The organism is Kitasatospora misakiensis, assembly GCF_042656005.1.
Classification (GTDB): Bacteria; Actinomycetota; Actinomycetes; order Streptomycetales; family Streptomycetaceae; genus Kitasatospora; species Kitasatospora misakiensis.
Genome location: NZ_JBHSOF010000010.1, coordinates 32,268 through 47,315, shown reverse-complemented (window position 1 = coordinate 47,315; position 15,048 = coordinate 32,268). Strand labels below are relative to the sequence as shown.

Annotated in this window: 12 protein-coding genes; 11 read left to right on the top strand and 1 reads right to left on the bottom strand. The window is 70.7% G+C overall.

Annotated features, from left to right (window positions below):
• Positions 1-57 precede the first annotated feature (57 nt).
• The 11 genes from ACFP3U_RS10730 (at position 58) to ACFP3U_RS10680 (ending at position 14,352) form a co-directional block, all read left to right on the top strand.
• Positions 58-843 (top strand): type III pantothenate kinase, encoded by a 786-nt coding sequence (locus tag ACFP3U_RS10730; RefSeq protein WP_380225116.1) that lies wholly within the window; start codon positions 58-60, stop codon positions 841-843.
• Positions 844-964: 121 nt separating this feature from the next.
• Positions 965-1,744, top strand: a complete 780-nt coding sequence (locus ACFP3U_RS10725) for a hypothetical protein (protein WP_380225115.1) — start codon at positions 965-967, stop codon at positions 1,742-1,744.
• 249 nt (positions 1,745-1,993) lie between these two features.
• Positions 1,994-3,793 (top strand): hypothetical protein, encoded by a 1,800-nt coding sequence (locus ACFP3U_RS10720; RefSeq protein ID WP_380225114.1) that lies wholly within the window; start codon positions 1,994-1,996, stop codon positions 3,791-3,793.
• Positions 3,794-3,882: 89 nt separating this feature from the next.
• The gene (gene lysX, locus ACFP3U_RS10715) at positions 3,883-5,439 is read left to right on the top strand and encodes a bifunctional lysylphosphatidylglycerol synthetase/lysine--tRNA ligase LysX (protein WP_380225113.1); all 1,557 of its coding nucleotides are present in this window, start codon (positions 3,883-3,885) and stop codon (positions 5,437-5,439) included.
• 4 nt (positions 5,440-5,443) lie between these two features.
• A complete protein-coding gene (locus tag ACFP3U_RS10710) occupies positions 5,444-5,566 on the top strand; it encodes a hypothetical protein (protein ID WP_256463529.1) in 123 nt (40 codons plus the stop codon).
• Between the two features lie 136 nt (positions 5,567-5,702).
• Positions 5,703-6,140, top strand: coding sequence for a BlaI/MecI/CopY family transcriptional regulator (locus tag ACFP3U_RS10705; RefSeq protein WP_380225112.1), 438 nt, complete (start codon positions 5,703-5,705; stop codon positions 6,138-6,140).
• Positions 6,141-6,149: 9 nt separating this feature from the next.
• Positions 6,150-6,686: an amino-acid N-acetyltransferase gene (locus ACFP3U_RS10700; RefSeq protein WP_380225111.1), complete on the top strand. Its 537-nt coding sequence runs from the start codon at positions 6,150-6,152 to the stop codon at positions 6,684-6,686.
• Positions 6,687-6,778: 92 nt separating this feature from the next.
• Complete coding sequence (locus tag ACFP3U_RS10695; protein WP_380225110.1) at positions 6,779-7,129, top strand: histone-like nucleoid-structuring protein Lsr2; 351 nt, start codon at positions 6,779-6,781, stop codon at positions 7,127-7,129.
• 692 nt (positions 7,130-7,821) lie between these two features.
• Entirely contained in the window at positions 7,822-10,341 is a 2,520-nt protein-coding gene (locus ACFP3U_RS10690; RefSeq protein WP_380225109.1) for an ATP-dependent Clp protease ATP-binding subunit, read from the top strand.
• A gap of 350 nt (positions 10,342-10,691) precedes the next feature.
• Entirely contained in the window at positions 10,692-13,040 is a 2,349-nt protein-coding gene (locus tag ACFP3U_RS10685; RefSeq protein ID WP_380225108.1) for an immune inhibitor A domain-containing protein, read from the top strand.
• 403 nt (positions 13,041-13,443) lie between these two features.
• The gene (locus tag ACFP3U_RS10680; protein WP_380225107.1) at positions 13,444-14,352 is read left to right on the top strand and encodes a M23 family metallopeptidase; all 909 of its coding nucleotides are present in this window, start codon (positions 13,444-13,446) and stop codon (positions 14,350-14,352) included.
• 51 nt (positions 14,353-14,403) lie between these two features.
• On the opposite strand, the gene ACFP3U_RS10675 is transcribed toward ACFP3U_RS10680, so the two are convergent.
• On the bottom strand, positions 14,404-15,030 hold the full coding sequence (locus ACFP3U_RS10675) for a TetR/AcrR family transcriptional regulator (protein WP_380225106.1): 627 nt from the start codon (positions 15,028-15,030) through the stop codon (positions 14,404-14,406).
• Positions 15,031-15,048: the final 18 nt, after the last annotated feature.

Here is a 15,048-nt window from a genome sequence, read left to right as displayed (position 1 = left end):
CCGTCCGTCCGCCTGACCGTCCGTCCGCCCGCTGGTCCTCGACGCAGAAAGCTCCTCATGCTGCTCACCATCGACGTCGGCAACACCCAGACCACCCTCGGCCTGTTCGGCGGCGAGGACGTGGTCGAGACCTGGCGGATCTCCACCGATCCGCGCCGCACGGCGGACGAACTGGCGGTGCTGCTGCACGGTCTGATGGGCTCGAACACCGCCATCGCCGAGGCGAAGGTCGAGGGCCTGGCGATCTGCTCCTCCGTCCCCTCCGTGCTCCACGAGTTCCGCGAGGTGGCGCGCCGGTACTACGGCGACGTCCCCGCGGTGATCGTGGAGCCGGGGGTGAAGACGGGGGTGCACGTCCTCATGGACAACCCCAAGGAGGTCGGCGCCGACCGGATCGTCAACGCGCTGGCCGCCAACCACCTCTACGGCGGCCCGTGCATCGTGGTCGACTTCGGCACCGCCACCACCTTCGACGCGGTCAACGCCCGCGGCGACTACGTCGGCGGCGCGATCGCCCCCGGCATCGAGATCTCGGTCGAGGCGCTCGGCAACCGCGGCGCCCTGCTGCGCAAGATCGAGCTGACCCGCCCGCGCAACGTGATCGGCAAGAACACCGTCGAGGGCATGCAGTCCGGCATCCTCTACGGCTTCGCCGGGCAGGTCGACGGCCTGGTCGACCGGATGGCCCGCGAGCTGTCCAAGGACCCCGACGACGTCCAGGTGATCGCCACCGGCGGCCTGGCCACCCTCGTCCTCGGCGAGGCCGCCTCCATCGACGTCCACGAGCCCTGGCTCACCCTCATCGGACTGCGCCTCGTCTTCGAACGCAACCGTCCGAGCTGACCCCCGGCGGACGGCGCGACCCCGCCCGGCCGGCGGCGGGCACCGGGTCCTGTCCGGCCAAACGTGGGGGATCGGCGCGACGTTACCGACAAATCGGATATTCCTCACGTAGTGTCAGCCCATGCCTACGCCACACGGATCGCGCGGCGGCATGGCCTTCAGCGCCGACGAAGTCCGCGTGCTGCGCCGCGCCCTCGCCCAAGCCCTGCACCCCGCCGTCCCCCTCCACGTCCGGCTCCCCGAACGGCTCGCGTACGCCGACCCGGGCGCCGCGCTGTGGGCCGAGGACGTCCAGGAGGCGCTGCGCCTGACGGAGGCCATCGACGAGGCCGTCCAGGAGGGCGGCCGGCTGCGCGCCTTCCTCCTCGCCGACCTCGCCCGCTACCGGGCCGCCCTGCCCGGCAGCGCCGGCGGCTACCTGGAACGGCTGGAGGAGGCGGTGGCCGACGGCTACCTCCCGGGGCCGGAGGACCTCACCGCCCTGCGCGGACTGTCCCGCCAGCCCTGCGGCCAGCACGAGCGGTCCCGCCGCTCCCGGCTGGCCGGCCGCTGCCACGCGCTGGCCGAGGCCGCCGTCCGCGAACGGCTCGCCCTCACCACCGGCCAGCGCCACCTCGTCGCCGTACCGAGCCCCGCCGCACCCCCGAGCAGTCCCCTCATCCCTGTTGGAGGACGGATCCCGATGAGCAGCACCGAGCCCCCCGTCGAGCAGCCCGCCGCGCCCCGCAAGGGCGCGCCCCGCGGCCCGCAGGGCCAGCAGCCCGCCCGGCCGCACCGGATGCCCACCCCCGCGGAGCTGTTCGGCCGCCGTCCCAAGCCCCCGGCCCACCCGGACCGTCCGGCCCAACCGGCCTCACCGACCGATCCCGAGGATCTGGAGCTGGCCACCGGCACCGGCTGAGCCCGCACCGCCACCGCCTCCCGGGGAGGCCGCGCCGCACCGAGCGGCCCGGCCTCCCCGGTCCACGTGTCGACAATCCCGCTCCCCGGCGCTTTGGTTCGCGTCACAACTCGATAACCATCACCGCGCGCGCCGCCGGATCGCTCCCGTCCTGTACGAATTGATGGGCGATCACCCGGCTTGACGTCCGCCCCGCCGTCCATAGGGTCGCGGGGACACCCCACGATCAGGACGATCAAGAGGATCCCCGTGAACTCGACCCGCACGCGCCGGGTGCTCGGCTCGGCCGCCGCGACGGCCGTCGCCGCCCTGTCCGTCGGCACGCTCGCCGTCCCCGCCCACGCCGCGGACCACGCCCTCAGGCTCGACGTCGGCGCCGTGGTCCAGATCCCGGGCGAGCCGGCCACCCAGCCGCAGTTCGGGGACAACGTCTTCCTGCGGATCGGCCGGACCGGCACGGGCCCCGTCATGGGCACCAGGCTCACCCTCGACACCGGCGGACTCGACGGCGTCGCCGCGCTCACCGCGTCCGGCGGCCGCTGCACCACCGCGGCCCGGACCATCACCTGCGACATCGGCTACCTCGACAGCGACAACGTCAACATCACCGACCACCTGTGGCTGAGCGCGCTGCCCGGGGTGAAGCCGGGGTCGAGCGGCACCGTGCACGCCACGCTGTCCGCGCCCGGCGCCGAGTCGGCCGCCGCGGACTTCACGGTCGAGGTCGGCGGCGCCGCGTTCCGCACCGCCGAGATCGCCCCCAAGCAGCACGCGAAGGTGGGCAGCACCTTCACCCCGGCCGTCCGGTTCGCCAACCGCGGCGGCGTCTCGGCCGCCCGGGCGATCGTCGAGGTCATGATGCTGCCGGGGCTGAAGGTCGAGAACTGGCCGTCCAACTGCGAGTACGCCACCGACCCGGGCCAGCTCGGCCGCGAGGGCTTCGGCACCGCGATCCCGACCGTCCACGGCATCTGCGCCGTCGAGGGCGAGATCCTGCCCAACGAGCCGGTCCGGCTGAACGGCCTCGACCTCACCGTCACCTCGGAGGCCGAGTACACCTTCGCGGACTTCGCGGTGCTCTCCGGCCCGGACGCGGCCGGCGCCCAGGGGCCGGCCCTGCGCAAGCGGCTGGCCTTCCAGCGCGGCACCGGCGCGCCCGCCACCCTGACCAGGGACGCCGCCGAGGGCATCCCCTCCGGCTACCCCGACGTCAACGGCCACTTCGCCGAGCAGGAGGTGTTCGCGGACAACGGCGCCGACTTCGAGCTGACCGCCACCTGGGCGCCGGACGCCTCCGGCCGCGAGGGCGCGCTGACCGTCACGGCGGCCAACCGCGGCCCGGCCGCGATCTACGACCGCAGCGGCGGCGAGGGCACCCCGTTCGTCCGCGTCCAGCTGCCCGAGGGCGCCTCGATCACCGGGCTGCCCAGGACCTGCCGGGCCAACGACTACGCGCAGGGGCAGAAGCAGGACCACCCGCTCAACAAGTTCGACTGCGACGCCTTCGACTTCTTCATGCCGAACGGCGCGACCAGCACCCACGTCCTGGGCGTGCGGCTGGCCGAGGGCAGCACCCCGCTGGCCGCCACGGTCTCCTTCCAGAACCAGTTCAGCGACCTGGAGGAGGGCTACCCGACCGCTCCGCTGAGCTGGGACCCCAACCCGGACAACAACCGGATCAAGGTCGCGCTGCGCTCGGCCCCGGCGCCCGCGCCCAGCACCCCGGCTCCCGCCCCGAGCACGCCGCCGGCCGCCGTCCTCCCGGTCGCAGCGGCGGACCCCGCCGGGACGGCCGCCGGCACCGCGGACACCCCCGCCGGCCGGGCCTCCCGGACCTCCACGACGACCACCACCGGCAGCACCGGCACCGCCGGCACCGGCCGGACGACCGCCTCGGCCGGTCTCGCGGCCGGTCTCGCGGACGGCGGCGAGCTGGCCGACAGCGGCCGCGGCGACGCCGTCCCGCTGGCCTGGGCCTCCGCCACCGCGCTGACCCTGGGCGCGGGCGCGCTGCTCACCTCCCGCCGCCTCGGCCGCCGGCGGTCCTGACCCCGCCGCGCTGGCGGGGCACCCGCCCCGCCAGCGCGGCGCGGCAATCCCGTGGCGGAGCACCTGTGAGGGCTGGCTACCCTGGTGGGGTGAGCGATCAGAGTCCCATCACCGCGACCGACGACCTTCCCGAGCAGATGCGCGTCCGGCGCGAGAAGCTGGACCGGCTCCGGGCCGCCGGCATCGACCCGTACCCGGTCGGCTTCCCCCGTACCAGCACCATCGCCGACCTCCGGGCCAAGCACCCGGACCTCGCCCCGGACACCGCGACCGGCGAGCGGGCCGGCATCACCGGCCGGGTGATCCTCTCCCGCACCGGCGGCAAGCTCTGCTTCGCCACCCTGCGCGACGGCTCCGGCGACCTCCAGGTGATGTTCTCCCTGGACAAGCTGGGCGAGGAGCGGCTGGCGGCCTGGAAGTCGGACATCGACCTCGGCGACCAGGTGGGCGTCGAGGGCGAGGTGATCACCTCCCGGCGCGGCGAGCTGTCGGTGATGGTGGACCGCTGGGAGCTCACCGCCAAGTGCCTGCGCCCGCTGCCGGACAAGCACAAGGGCCTGACCGACCCGGAGGCCCGGGTCCGCCAGCGGTACGTGGACCTGATCGTCAACCCCGAGGCGCGCGAGATCCTGCACCTGCGCTCCAAGGTGGTCCGCTCGATCCGCCGCACCTACGAGGAGCGCGGCTACATCGAGGTCGAGACCCCGATGCTGCAGCCGGTGCACGGCGGCGCCAACGCGCGTCCGTTCAAGACGCACATCAACGCCTACGACATCGACCTCTTCATGCGGATCGCCCCCGAGCTGTACCTCAAGCGGCTGGTGGTCGGCGGCGCGGAGAAGGTCTTCGAGATCAACCGCAACTTCCGCAACGAGGGCGCGGACTCCACCCACAACCCCGAGTTCACCTCGCTGGAGTCGTACGAGGCCTACGGCGACTACGACACCCAGGCCGAGCTGATCCGGGCGACCATCATCAACGCCGCCCGGGACGCGCTCGGCAGCACGGTGATCAAGGGCCTCGACCCGCACGGCGTGGAGCACGAGATCGACCTGGCCGAGCCCTGGGACGAGGTCGCCGTCTACCCCGGCATCTCCGCCCACCTCGGCGTCGAGGTCACCCCGGAGACGGGCGTCGAGGAGCTGCGCAAGCTGGCCGCCGAGCACGGCATCCCCTTCGAGAAGGAGTGGGGCCACGGCCAGATCGTGCTGGAGATGGTCGAGCGCCTGCTGGAGGAGAACGCCGTCCGGCCGACCTTCATCAAGGACTACCCGACCGAGGTCTCCCCGCTGACCCGCCAGCACCGCTCGATCCCGGGCGTGGCCGAGAAGTGGGACCTGGTGATCTTCGGTACCGAGATCGGCACCGCCTACTCCGAGCTGATCGACCCGGTCGAGCAGCGCGCCCGCCTCACCGCGCAGTCCCTGCTCGCGGCCGGCGGCGACGTCGAGGCGATGCAGGTCGACGAGGACTTCCTGCGGGCCCTGGAGTACGCGATGCCGCCCACCGGCGGCCTCGGTCTCGGCGTGGACCGCCTGATCATGCTGCTCACCGGCAAGAACATCCGGGAGACCGTGCTCTTCCCGCTGGTCAAGCCGGAGCCCAAGGCTTCCGCCGGTGCGGCGGAGCAGACCGAGGAGGAGTGACCTGATGGACTACGTCAGCGCGATCGTCCCGCCGCTGGTCATGGCGATCGGATTCGGCTTCCTGGTGCGGGCCATCATCCGCAGCCAGGGCGGTGCCCAGAAGGCCAAGGAGGACCTGGTCGACTGAGTGCCGCCCGGCGGTCGCCCGCCGTCCGCCCGGAGCACACCGCGCGCCGCCATTCCCGGATTCCGGGGGTGGCGGCGCGCCGGTTTGGCGGCACTTCACAAGATTTGCCCCATTCACTCCCTATCCTGGCCGGACTATGGTCCGGCAACTCGGCGAACTTGAGAACGCCATCATGACCCGGGTGTGGCAGTGGAACCGACCGGTCACGGTACGCGAGGTTCTCCTGGATCTGCGGTCGGAACGGGAAATCGCGTACACCACGGTGATGACCGTCCTGGACAAGCTGCACAGAAAGGGCTGGCTCCGCCGGGAGCGCGCCGGCCGGGCCTATCGATATGAACCGGTCTCCTCGCGCGAGGCGTACACGGCGGCCCTGATGAACGACGCGTGGGCCACCGGCGACAATCCGGCCGCGGCCCTGGTGCACTTCTTCGGCCTGATGTCGCCGGAGCAACGGGAGGCGCTGCGGGACGCGTTGCGGGTGGCCGCTCTGTTCCCGTCCGATCCGGCGGGCCCGGATTCCCCGGAGAGCGGACCGGATACCGGTGGGACCCGATCGGGGCCGGCACGATAACGTCCCGCCATGGAGGTCACCATCCGCCGGGCGCGGACCACGGACGTGCGGGCAGTGCGCGGGCTCATCGACGCCTACTCACGGGACGGGATTCTGCTCGACAAGCCCACCGTCACGCTGTTCGAATCGGTGCAGGAGTTCTGGGTCGCGGAACGCGACGACAACGGCACGGTGGTGGCCTGCGGCGCACTGCACGTGATGTGGGAGGACCTCGCCGAGGTCCGCACCCTCGCCGTCGATCCGTCCTGCCGCGGCCACGGGGTCGGGCACCTGCTGCTGGAGAAGCTGCTGCAGACCGCCCGCTGGCTCGGCGTCCGTCGGATTTTCTGCTTGACGTTCGAGGTCCCCTTCTTCGCGAAACACGGTTTCGTGGAGATCGGGGAGGTCCAGGAAACCGATGATGGTACGACAGACCCGGCGGCGATCGCTACGGATGTCTATGAAGAACTTCTCCGCTCGTACGATGAAGGTGTCGCCGAGTTCCTCGACCTGGAGCGGGTGAAGCCCAACACACTGGGCAACTCACGCATGCTGCTGCACCTGTGAGCCGCCCCCGGGACGGTCAGGGGTTTGTGTTTTCCGGAGAAAGGCGCTTTCCTTTCCTTAGGCAATGGGTCGTTTAGCGGAAAGGGAAGCCCGTGGCACAGAGGGTGCAGGTCATTCTTGAAGACGATCTCGACGGCGGGTCGGCGGACGAGACGGTGACGTTCGCCCTCGACGGCGTTGCCTACGAGATCGATCTGAAGAGCGTCAACGCGGACAAGCTCCGCGATCTGCTGGCGCCGTACGTCGAGAAGGGGCGCAAGCAGAGCGGCCGGCTCGCCGGTCCCCGCCGCGCCGCCCGCGGCACCGCCCCGCGCCCGTCCGGCAGCGTCCCGGACACCGCCAAGATCCGCGCGTGGGCCAAGGAGCAGGGCCTGGAGGTCAACGACCGCGGCCGCGTGCCCAGCAACGTGCGCGAGGCCTACGAGAAGGCCAACGTGGCCTGACCCGGGCGACCCCCGGCCGCCCGGACGGGTGCGGGGTTCCGGGTGGCACCCGGGCCGTCGACGGCACACGCGCGGGGCGCGGAGGATTCCTCTCCGCGCCCCGCGGCGCACATCCGGACGGCGCTCCGCGGGCCCGGCGCGGGCGCGGCTGCCCGTTCGGGCAGCGGGCCGGGCGCGGATTCGGGCGGCGGGCCGGGCGCGGATTCGGGCGGCGGAACCGTCACGGCCTGTGCAACGCTGGAGGGGCGAAGCGGTAACGCGGACCACCGTGGCGGCGTACCGGCCGCCCGGGCCGCGGCTGACCGACCGTCAGCGGCGGCCGACTTCTCGCCAGGCGAACACCGCCACCGCGGAAACTGCGCGAGAACCGCGCCGATACCGGGTATGAATGCAGATGGACGAGGTCCGTGACCCCGTCCGGGGCAGTACGCGTGACCGGTCGGACGCCCACCGACCGCGCCGCGGCGGAGGTTGTTCGCCGATGGCGTAGCGGTATCCGGTGCATCCGGCCCGCGTGCGGGAACACCGTCTCCCAACATCGGGTTGGGATTGGTGTCGGCTGGTCGCGCAGTATGTCGCTCCCCTACCAGGGAGTGAATCCGTGGGCCGCGCCGCTGAGCGGGACTAGCATGCGGAAGGACAGGGCGGGGACGGACCCCGAACTGCCCGACCGCTCTGAGGAGCGATAAACGATGTTCGAGAGGTTCACCGACCGCGCGCGGCGGGTTGTCGTCCTGGCTCAGGAAGAAGCCCGGATGCTCAACCACAACTACATCGGCACCGAGCACATCCTCCTGGGTCTGATCCACGAGGGTGAGGGTGTCGCCGCTAAGGCCCTGGAGAGCCTCGGGATTTCTCTTGAGGCCGTTCGCCAGCAGGTCGAGGAGATCATCGGCCAGGGCCAGCAGGCCCCGTCCGGTCACATTCCCTTCACCCCCCGGGCGAAGAAGGTCCTGGAGCTGTCGCTCCGGGAGGCCCTGCAGCTCGGCCACAACTACATCGGCACCGAGCACATCCTGCTCGGCCTGATCCGCGAGGGCGAGGGCGTCGCCGCCCAGGTCCTGGTGAAGCTGGGCGCCGACCTCAACCGGGTCCGTCAGCAGGTCATCCAGCTGCTCTCCGGTTACCAGACCCCCGGCGGCAAGGAGTCGGCCACGGCCGGCGGGCCGGCCGAGGGCACCCCGTCGACCTCGCTGGTCCTGGACCAGTTCGGCCGCAACCTGACCCAGGCCGCCCGCGAGGCCAAGCTCGACCCGGTCATCGGGCGCGAGAAGGAGATCGAGCGGGTCATGCAGGTGCTGTCCCGCCGCACCAAGAACAACCCGGTGCTGATCGGTGAGCCCGGCGTCGGCAAGACCGCCGTGGTCGAGGGCCTGGCCCAGGCGATCGTCAAGGGCGAGGTCCCGGAGACGCTCAAGGACAAGCAGCTCTACACGCTGGACCTGGGCGCCCTGGTGGCCGGCTCCCGCTACCGCGGTGACTTCGAGGAGCGCCTGAAGAAGGTCCTCAAGGAGATCCGCACCCGCGGCGACATCATCCTGTTCATCGACGAGCTGCACACCCTGGTCGGCGCGGGCGCCGCCGAGGGCGCCATCGACGCCGCCTCGATCCTCAAGCCGATGCTGGCCCGCGGTGAGCTGCAGACCATCGGTGCCACCACGCTCGACGAGTACCGCAAGCACCTGGAGAAGGACGCCGCGCTGGAGCGCCGCTTCCAGCCGATCCAGGTCGCCGAGCCCTCGCTGCCGCACACCATCGAGATCCTCAAGGGTCTGCGCGACCGCTACGAGGCCCACCACCGGGTCTCCATCACGGACGCCGCCCTGGTCGCCGCCGCCACCCTGGCCGACCGGTACATCTCGGACCGCTTCCTGCCGGACAAGGCCATCGACCTGATCGACGAGGCCGGCTCCCGGATGCGCATCCGCCGGATGACCGCGCCGCCGGACCTGCGCGAGTTCGACGAGAAGATCGCCGACGTGCGCCGCGAGAAGGAGAGCGCGATCGACGCGCAGGACTTCGAGAAGGCCGCGTCCCTGCGCGACGACGAGAAGCAGCTCCTGCAGGCCAAGGCCAAGCGCGAGAAGGAGTGGAAGGCCGGCGACATGGATGTCGTCGCGGAGGTCGACGAGGAGCTCATCGCCGAGGTCCTGGCCACCGCCACCGGCATCCCGGTCTTCAAGCTGACCGAGGAGGAGACCTCCCGGCTGCTGCGCATGGAGGACGAGCTGCACAAGCGCGTCATCGGCCAGAAGGACGCCATCAAGGCGCTCTCCCAGGCCATCCGGCGCACCCGTGCGGGCCTCAAGGACCCGAAGCGCCCCGGCGGCTCGTTCATCTTCGCCGGCCCGTCCGGTGTCGGTAAGACCGAGCTGTCCAAGACGCTCGCCGAGTTCCTCTTCGGCGACGAGGACGCGCTGATCGCGCTGGACATGTCGGAGTTCTCCGAGAAGCACACCGTCTCCCGGCTCTTCGGTTCGCCCCCCGGCTACGTGGGCTACGAGGAGGGCGGCCAGCTGACCGAGAAGGTGCGCCGCAAGCCGTTCTCCGTCGTCCTCTTCGACGAGGTGGAGAAGGCCCACCCGGACATCTTCAACTCGCTGCTGCAGATCCTGGAGGACGGTCGCCTGACCGACTCCCAGGGCCGCGTGGTCGACTTCAAGAACACCGTCATCATCATGACGACCAACCTCGGCACCCGGGACATCTCCAAGGGCTTCAACCTGGGCTTCGCGGCCCAGGGCGACACCCAGACCGGGTACGAGCGGATGAAGGCGAAGGTCGGCGAGGAGCTCAAGCAGCACTTCCGCCCCGAGTTCCTGAACCGCGTCGACGACATCGTGGTCTTCCACCAGCTGTCCGAGGACGACATCATCCAGATCGTCGACCTCATGATCGCCAAGGTGGACGAGCGGCTCAAGGACAAGGACATGGGCCTGGAGCTCAGCGTCGAGGCCAAGAAGCTGCTGGCCAAGCGCGGCTACGACCCGATCCTGGGCGCCCGGCCACTGCGCCGGACCATCCAGCGCGAGATCGAGGACCACCTCTCCGAGAAGATCCTCTTCGGCGAGCTGCGGGCCGGCCACATCGTGGTCGTCGGTGTCGACGGCGACGGCAAGGACGCGAAGTTCACCTTCCGCGGCGAGGAGAAGTCCGCGGTCGCGGACACCCCGGCCGCCGTTGCCTCGCCGGGTCCCGACCTGACGAAGTAGCAACATTTAACAGATAACAGCAACGGTTTAGGCCCCCGGCGTTCGCGCCGGGGGCCTATTCCGTTTTTCACCTCCGCGCCGAAGCTGTGATCCTCAACACGAAGCGGCAGGTCGGGGGCCTGAACGGGGGACGCTGCGGGTGCGACCGAAGTCTTAGTCATCTTTAATGGCAATGTTCTTGACAGGACGTCACCTGATACGCAGTCGCGGAGGATAGCGTTGTGGCCATGTCATGGTCAAGGTCTATCTTTTCCGTCCACACTTAGATCAAATGACGTCCACCTGTCTTTCATTGGTTTACCGGAAGGCCAAGAGCCGGACGGTTTGGGGAGGACGTCACAACGTTGAAGATGACCAGGAAAGCCGCTGCGGTCGCCTCGGCCGCGGCGGTCATAGCCGCGCTCGGCGCGGGACTGCTCCCGAGCACGGCGGTCGCCGCCGGCGCCGCCCCCGTCCCGCAGGACCCGGCCGACGCCGTTCAGACCAGCACCGACCACAACATTCCCGGTCCGTTGACCGAGAAGGTCGAGGCTGAGCAGAAGGCCGCGACCGAGCAGCTGATCGCGGGCACCGCCCAGATCGAGCAGCACGGCGGCGGCTCCAGCATCAAGCTGGGCAAGGACAAGTACGTCGAGCTGGCCCGTGAGCGCACGGACAAGATCTTCACCATCCTGGTGGAGTTCGGCGACGAGGTCGACAACACGACCAAGACGCCGGACGGCAAGATCAAGTACGGCGGTCAGCCCGGCCCGCAGCGCAACCAGATCGCGCAGCCGGACCCGGCGACCAACAACTCCACCCTCTGGCAGGCCGACTACAACCGTCAGCACTACCAGGACCTGTACTTCAGCAAGACCGGTGACTCGCTGAAGACCTACTACGAGAAGCAGTCCTCGGGCCGCTACTCGGTGGACGGTCAGGTCACCGACTGGGTGAAGATCAAGTACAACGAGGCCCGTTACGGCTCGGACTACTGCGGCCAGCACGTCTGCGCCAACGCCCAGGACCTGATCCGCGACGCGATCGACACCTGGGTCGCCGACCAGAAGGCCAAGGGCCAGACGGACGAGCAGATCAAGGCCACCATCGCGCAGTACGACCAGTGGGACCGGTACGACTACAACCACAACGGCAACTTCAACGAGCCGGACGGTTACATCGACCACTTCCAGATCGTGCACGCCGGTGAGGACCAGTCTGCGGGCGGCGGCAAGCAGGGTACTGACGCCCTGTGGGCCCACCGCTCGTACGTCTACGGCACCGGCGCCGGCACCACCGGCCCGGCCACCAACAAGCTGGGCGGCACCCCGGTCGGCAGCACCGGTGTCTGGGTCGGCGACTACACCATGCAGCCCGAGAACGGCGGCCTGGGAGTCTTCGCCCACGAGTACGGCCACGACCTCGGTCTGCCGGACCTGTACGACACCTCGGGCAGCGGCATCGACAACTCGGTCGGCTTCTGGTCGCTGATGTCGTCCGGTTCCTGGCTCGGCGAGGGCAAGAACTCGATCGGCGACATGCCGAACGACCTCGACGCCTGGAGCAAGCTCAAGCTCGGCTGGCTGAAGTTCGACAAGGCCAAGGCCGGCACCGAGTCGACCCACCACATCGGCCCGGTCGAGTACAACAGCCAGCTCCCGCAGGCGCTCGTCGTCGACCTGCCGAAGAAGTCCGTCACCACCACCATCAACAAGCCCTTCGCGGGTGCGAACGAGTGGTGGAGCGGCAGCGCGGACGACCTGAACGTCTCGCTGACCCGTGACCTCGACCTGACCGGCAAGACCAAGGCCGCGCTGTCGGCCAAGGCCTGGTACGACATCGAGCAGGACTTCGACTACGGCTACGCCGAGGTCTCCACCGACGGCGGCGCCCACTGGACCGCCCTCGACGGCACCTACAACGGCGTCGCGCTGCCGAAGGACCCCTCCGGCAAGGCCTCGCTGACCGGCAACTCGGGCGACAAGTGGGGCGACCTCGCCTTCCCGCTGGACGCCTACGCCGGCCAGGCCGTCAAGGTCCGCTTCCGTTACACCACCGACGGCGGCCTGCACCTCAAGGGCCTGGCCCTGGACGACATCGCCGTGACCGCCGACGGCGCCTCCGTCTTCACCGACGGTGCCGAGAACGGTGACAACGGCTGGACCGCCAAGGGCTTCTCCCGCACCACCGGCTCGTTCACCAACGAGTACAACCAGTACTACATCGCGGAGAACCGCCAGTACGTCTCGTACGACCGCACCCTCAAGGTCGGCCCGTACAACTTCGGCTTCGCCGACAAGCCCGGCTGGGTCGAGCACTACCCGTACCAGCCCGGCCTGCTGATCTGGTACTGGGACGAGTCGCAGAGCGACAACAACGTCACCAACCACCCGGGCCAGGGCCTGATCCTGCCGGTCGACTCGCACCCGACCCCGCTGAAGTGGAAGGACGGCACGCTGATGCGCCCGCGCATCAACGGCTACGACTCCACCTTCGGCTCGCGCCGCACGGACAGCCTGACCCTGCACCGCGCGGGCGTCGAGACGGTCATCCCGAAGGCCAAGGGTGTCGACGAGTTCTCCGACCTGAAGTCCTACTGGACCAAGGACAACCCGTACAGCAGCGTCATCGTCCCGAAGACGGGCACCAGCATCGAGGTCGAGAACGAGTCCTCGAACTACCTGGAGACCTGGATCCGCGTCCGCCCGGTCGACAACTGATCGACCGCGCTCTGACGCCCGGTCCGTGACCAGGCACCGCTGAGCCGATCCGGCCCGCTCCCGCACCCGCGGGGGCGGGCCGGATTTCTTTCTCCCCGGACCGGCCGGGCCGGGGAGCGCCCGGCGGGCGGGTGGTGCTGCTCACAGCCCTCGGGGGCGGTACGAGCGGGGGTAGTAGGACGGCCGTGCGAACAGATCCGGCCGTCGTCCCATGGGCGGACCATCCGATCGCATGATCGTTACTCCGTCGGTTTGAATCTCCGGCGCGATGCTGACTACACGCCGTAGTACGTCACACCGTTTGGGACTCCGCTCGGTGACGGTTACACCTGAGTGGTCCCCCACTCAGCACGCCCGAACGGGCTCAGCGTGCTGCCCCCGTACGTTCGTGAGGTCGTTTCCGATGTCTCCTGTCCCGCCTCTGGGGCCGGCCCTGTGCCGGCTCGCCGACGCCTTCCTTCGGCAGACCGACCGGAACCGCTCCACCACCGCCGCCGCGGCCGGGGCGGTCGTCCTCACCGGCGCCCTGCTCATCGCCGCCTCGGGCAGCGCCTCGGCCCAGACCATCGCCCCGACCACCCCCGGCAGCTCGGCGTTCACGGCGCCGCACGGCGCGGGCCCGGCCCCGGCACTGGTCCAGGTCGCCGGTCCCAGCCCGTACACGCTGTCGTCCGAGCAGGCCTCGGCTCAGGATTCGGTGGCGATCGCCGCGAACCTGCTGACCGCGCAGGCCGCAGCACCGGCGCCGTCCGCCGACCAGGCACCGGCCGGGCAGGCGGAGGGCCAGGCGCCCGCCCCGCAGCCCGAGGCCGCCCCGCAGGAGGCCCCCGCCGCGCCTGCCCCGGCACCGGCCCCCGCGCCCGCCCCTGCCCCTGTCCCTGCCCCGGCTCCGGCTCCGGCCCCGCAGTGGTCCGCGCCGATCCCGGGCGCGCCGACCAGCAACCCGTACGGCGTGCGCAACGCCGGCTACGCGGCCGGGTACCACACCGGCGTGGACTTCGCGGTCTCCCCCGGCACCGCGCTGCTCGCGGTCGGCAACGCCACCGTGGTGTCGGCCGGCTGGGACGGCGCGTACGGCAAGGAGGTCGTGCTGCGGCTGGCCGACGGACGCTTCGCCCAGTACGCGCACATGTCGGCGCTCGCGGTGTCGCCGGGCCAGCACGTCGCGGCCGGCCAGCAGATCGGCCGCTCGGGCAACACCGGCAACTCGACCGGGCCGCACCTGCACTTCGAGATCCGCTCCGCCAACCGCTACGGCGCGGTGATCAACCCGATCGCCTACCTCGCCGCGCACGGGGTCACCAACTTCTGACCCCCGGTCACCGGGGGTACGGCCCGCGGGGGGTACGGGCCGCGGGGCCGCTCAGTCCGTCGGCGCGGGCCGGTCGATCAGCCGGCAGATCTCCAGCGCCACGTGCTGGGCGGCCTCGATCGCCTCCTCGCGGGTGACCTCCGGGACCGGGATGTCGCCGACGTAGCGGTCGACCTCCGGCCGCTTGTCCTGGTACAGCAGGAAGAGCGCCGAGTTGATGGTGAACAGCGACATCATCGCGCGCAGCCGGTCCTCGAAGCCCGCGCCCGGACCGTGCACCAGCCGGACCAGCGCGATCATGCGGTCCCGGAACTCCTGCCCGGCCGGGAGGTCGCGCAGCGCGGGCTGGTTCTCCTGGAAGAAGCGCAGCAGCGGCGCCCGCTCGTTCATCCCGGCCGCGAACCGGCGGATCAGCTCGTCCCGCACCTCGGGCGTCCAGGGCTGCTCGCGCCCCCAGACGATCAGCTCGTCGATCGGCGCGGCGGTGGTCTCCACGATCCCGTGGACGATGTCTTCCTTGGTCTTGAAGTGGTAGTAGAGCGCGGCCTTGGTGACGCCCAGCCGGTCCGCGATCTCCCGCAGTGAGGTGCGCTCGTAGCCCTGCGCGGAGAAGAGCTCCAGGGCGATCGCGACGATGCGCGCCCGGGTGTCGCTACGGGGGCTCTGCGTCGTGCCCATCGCCTGCCTCTGCCTGCG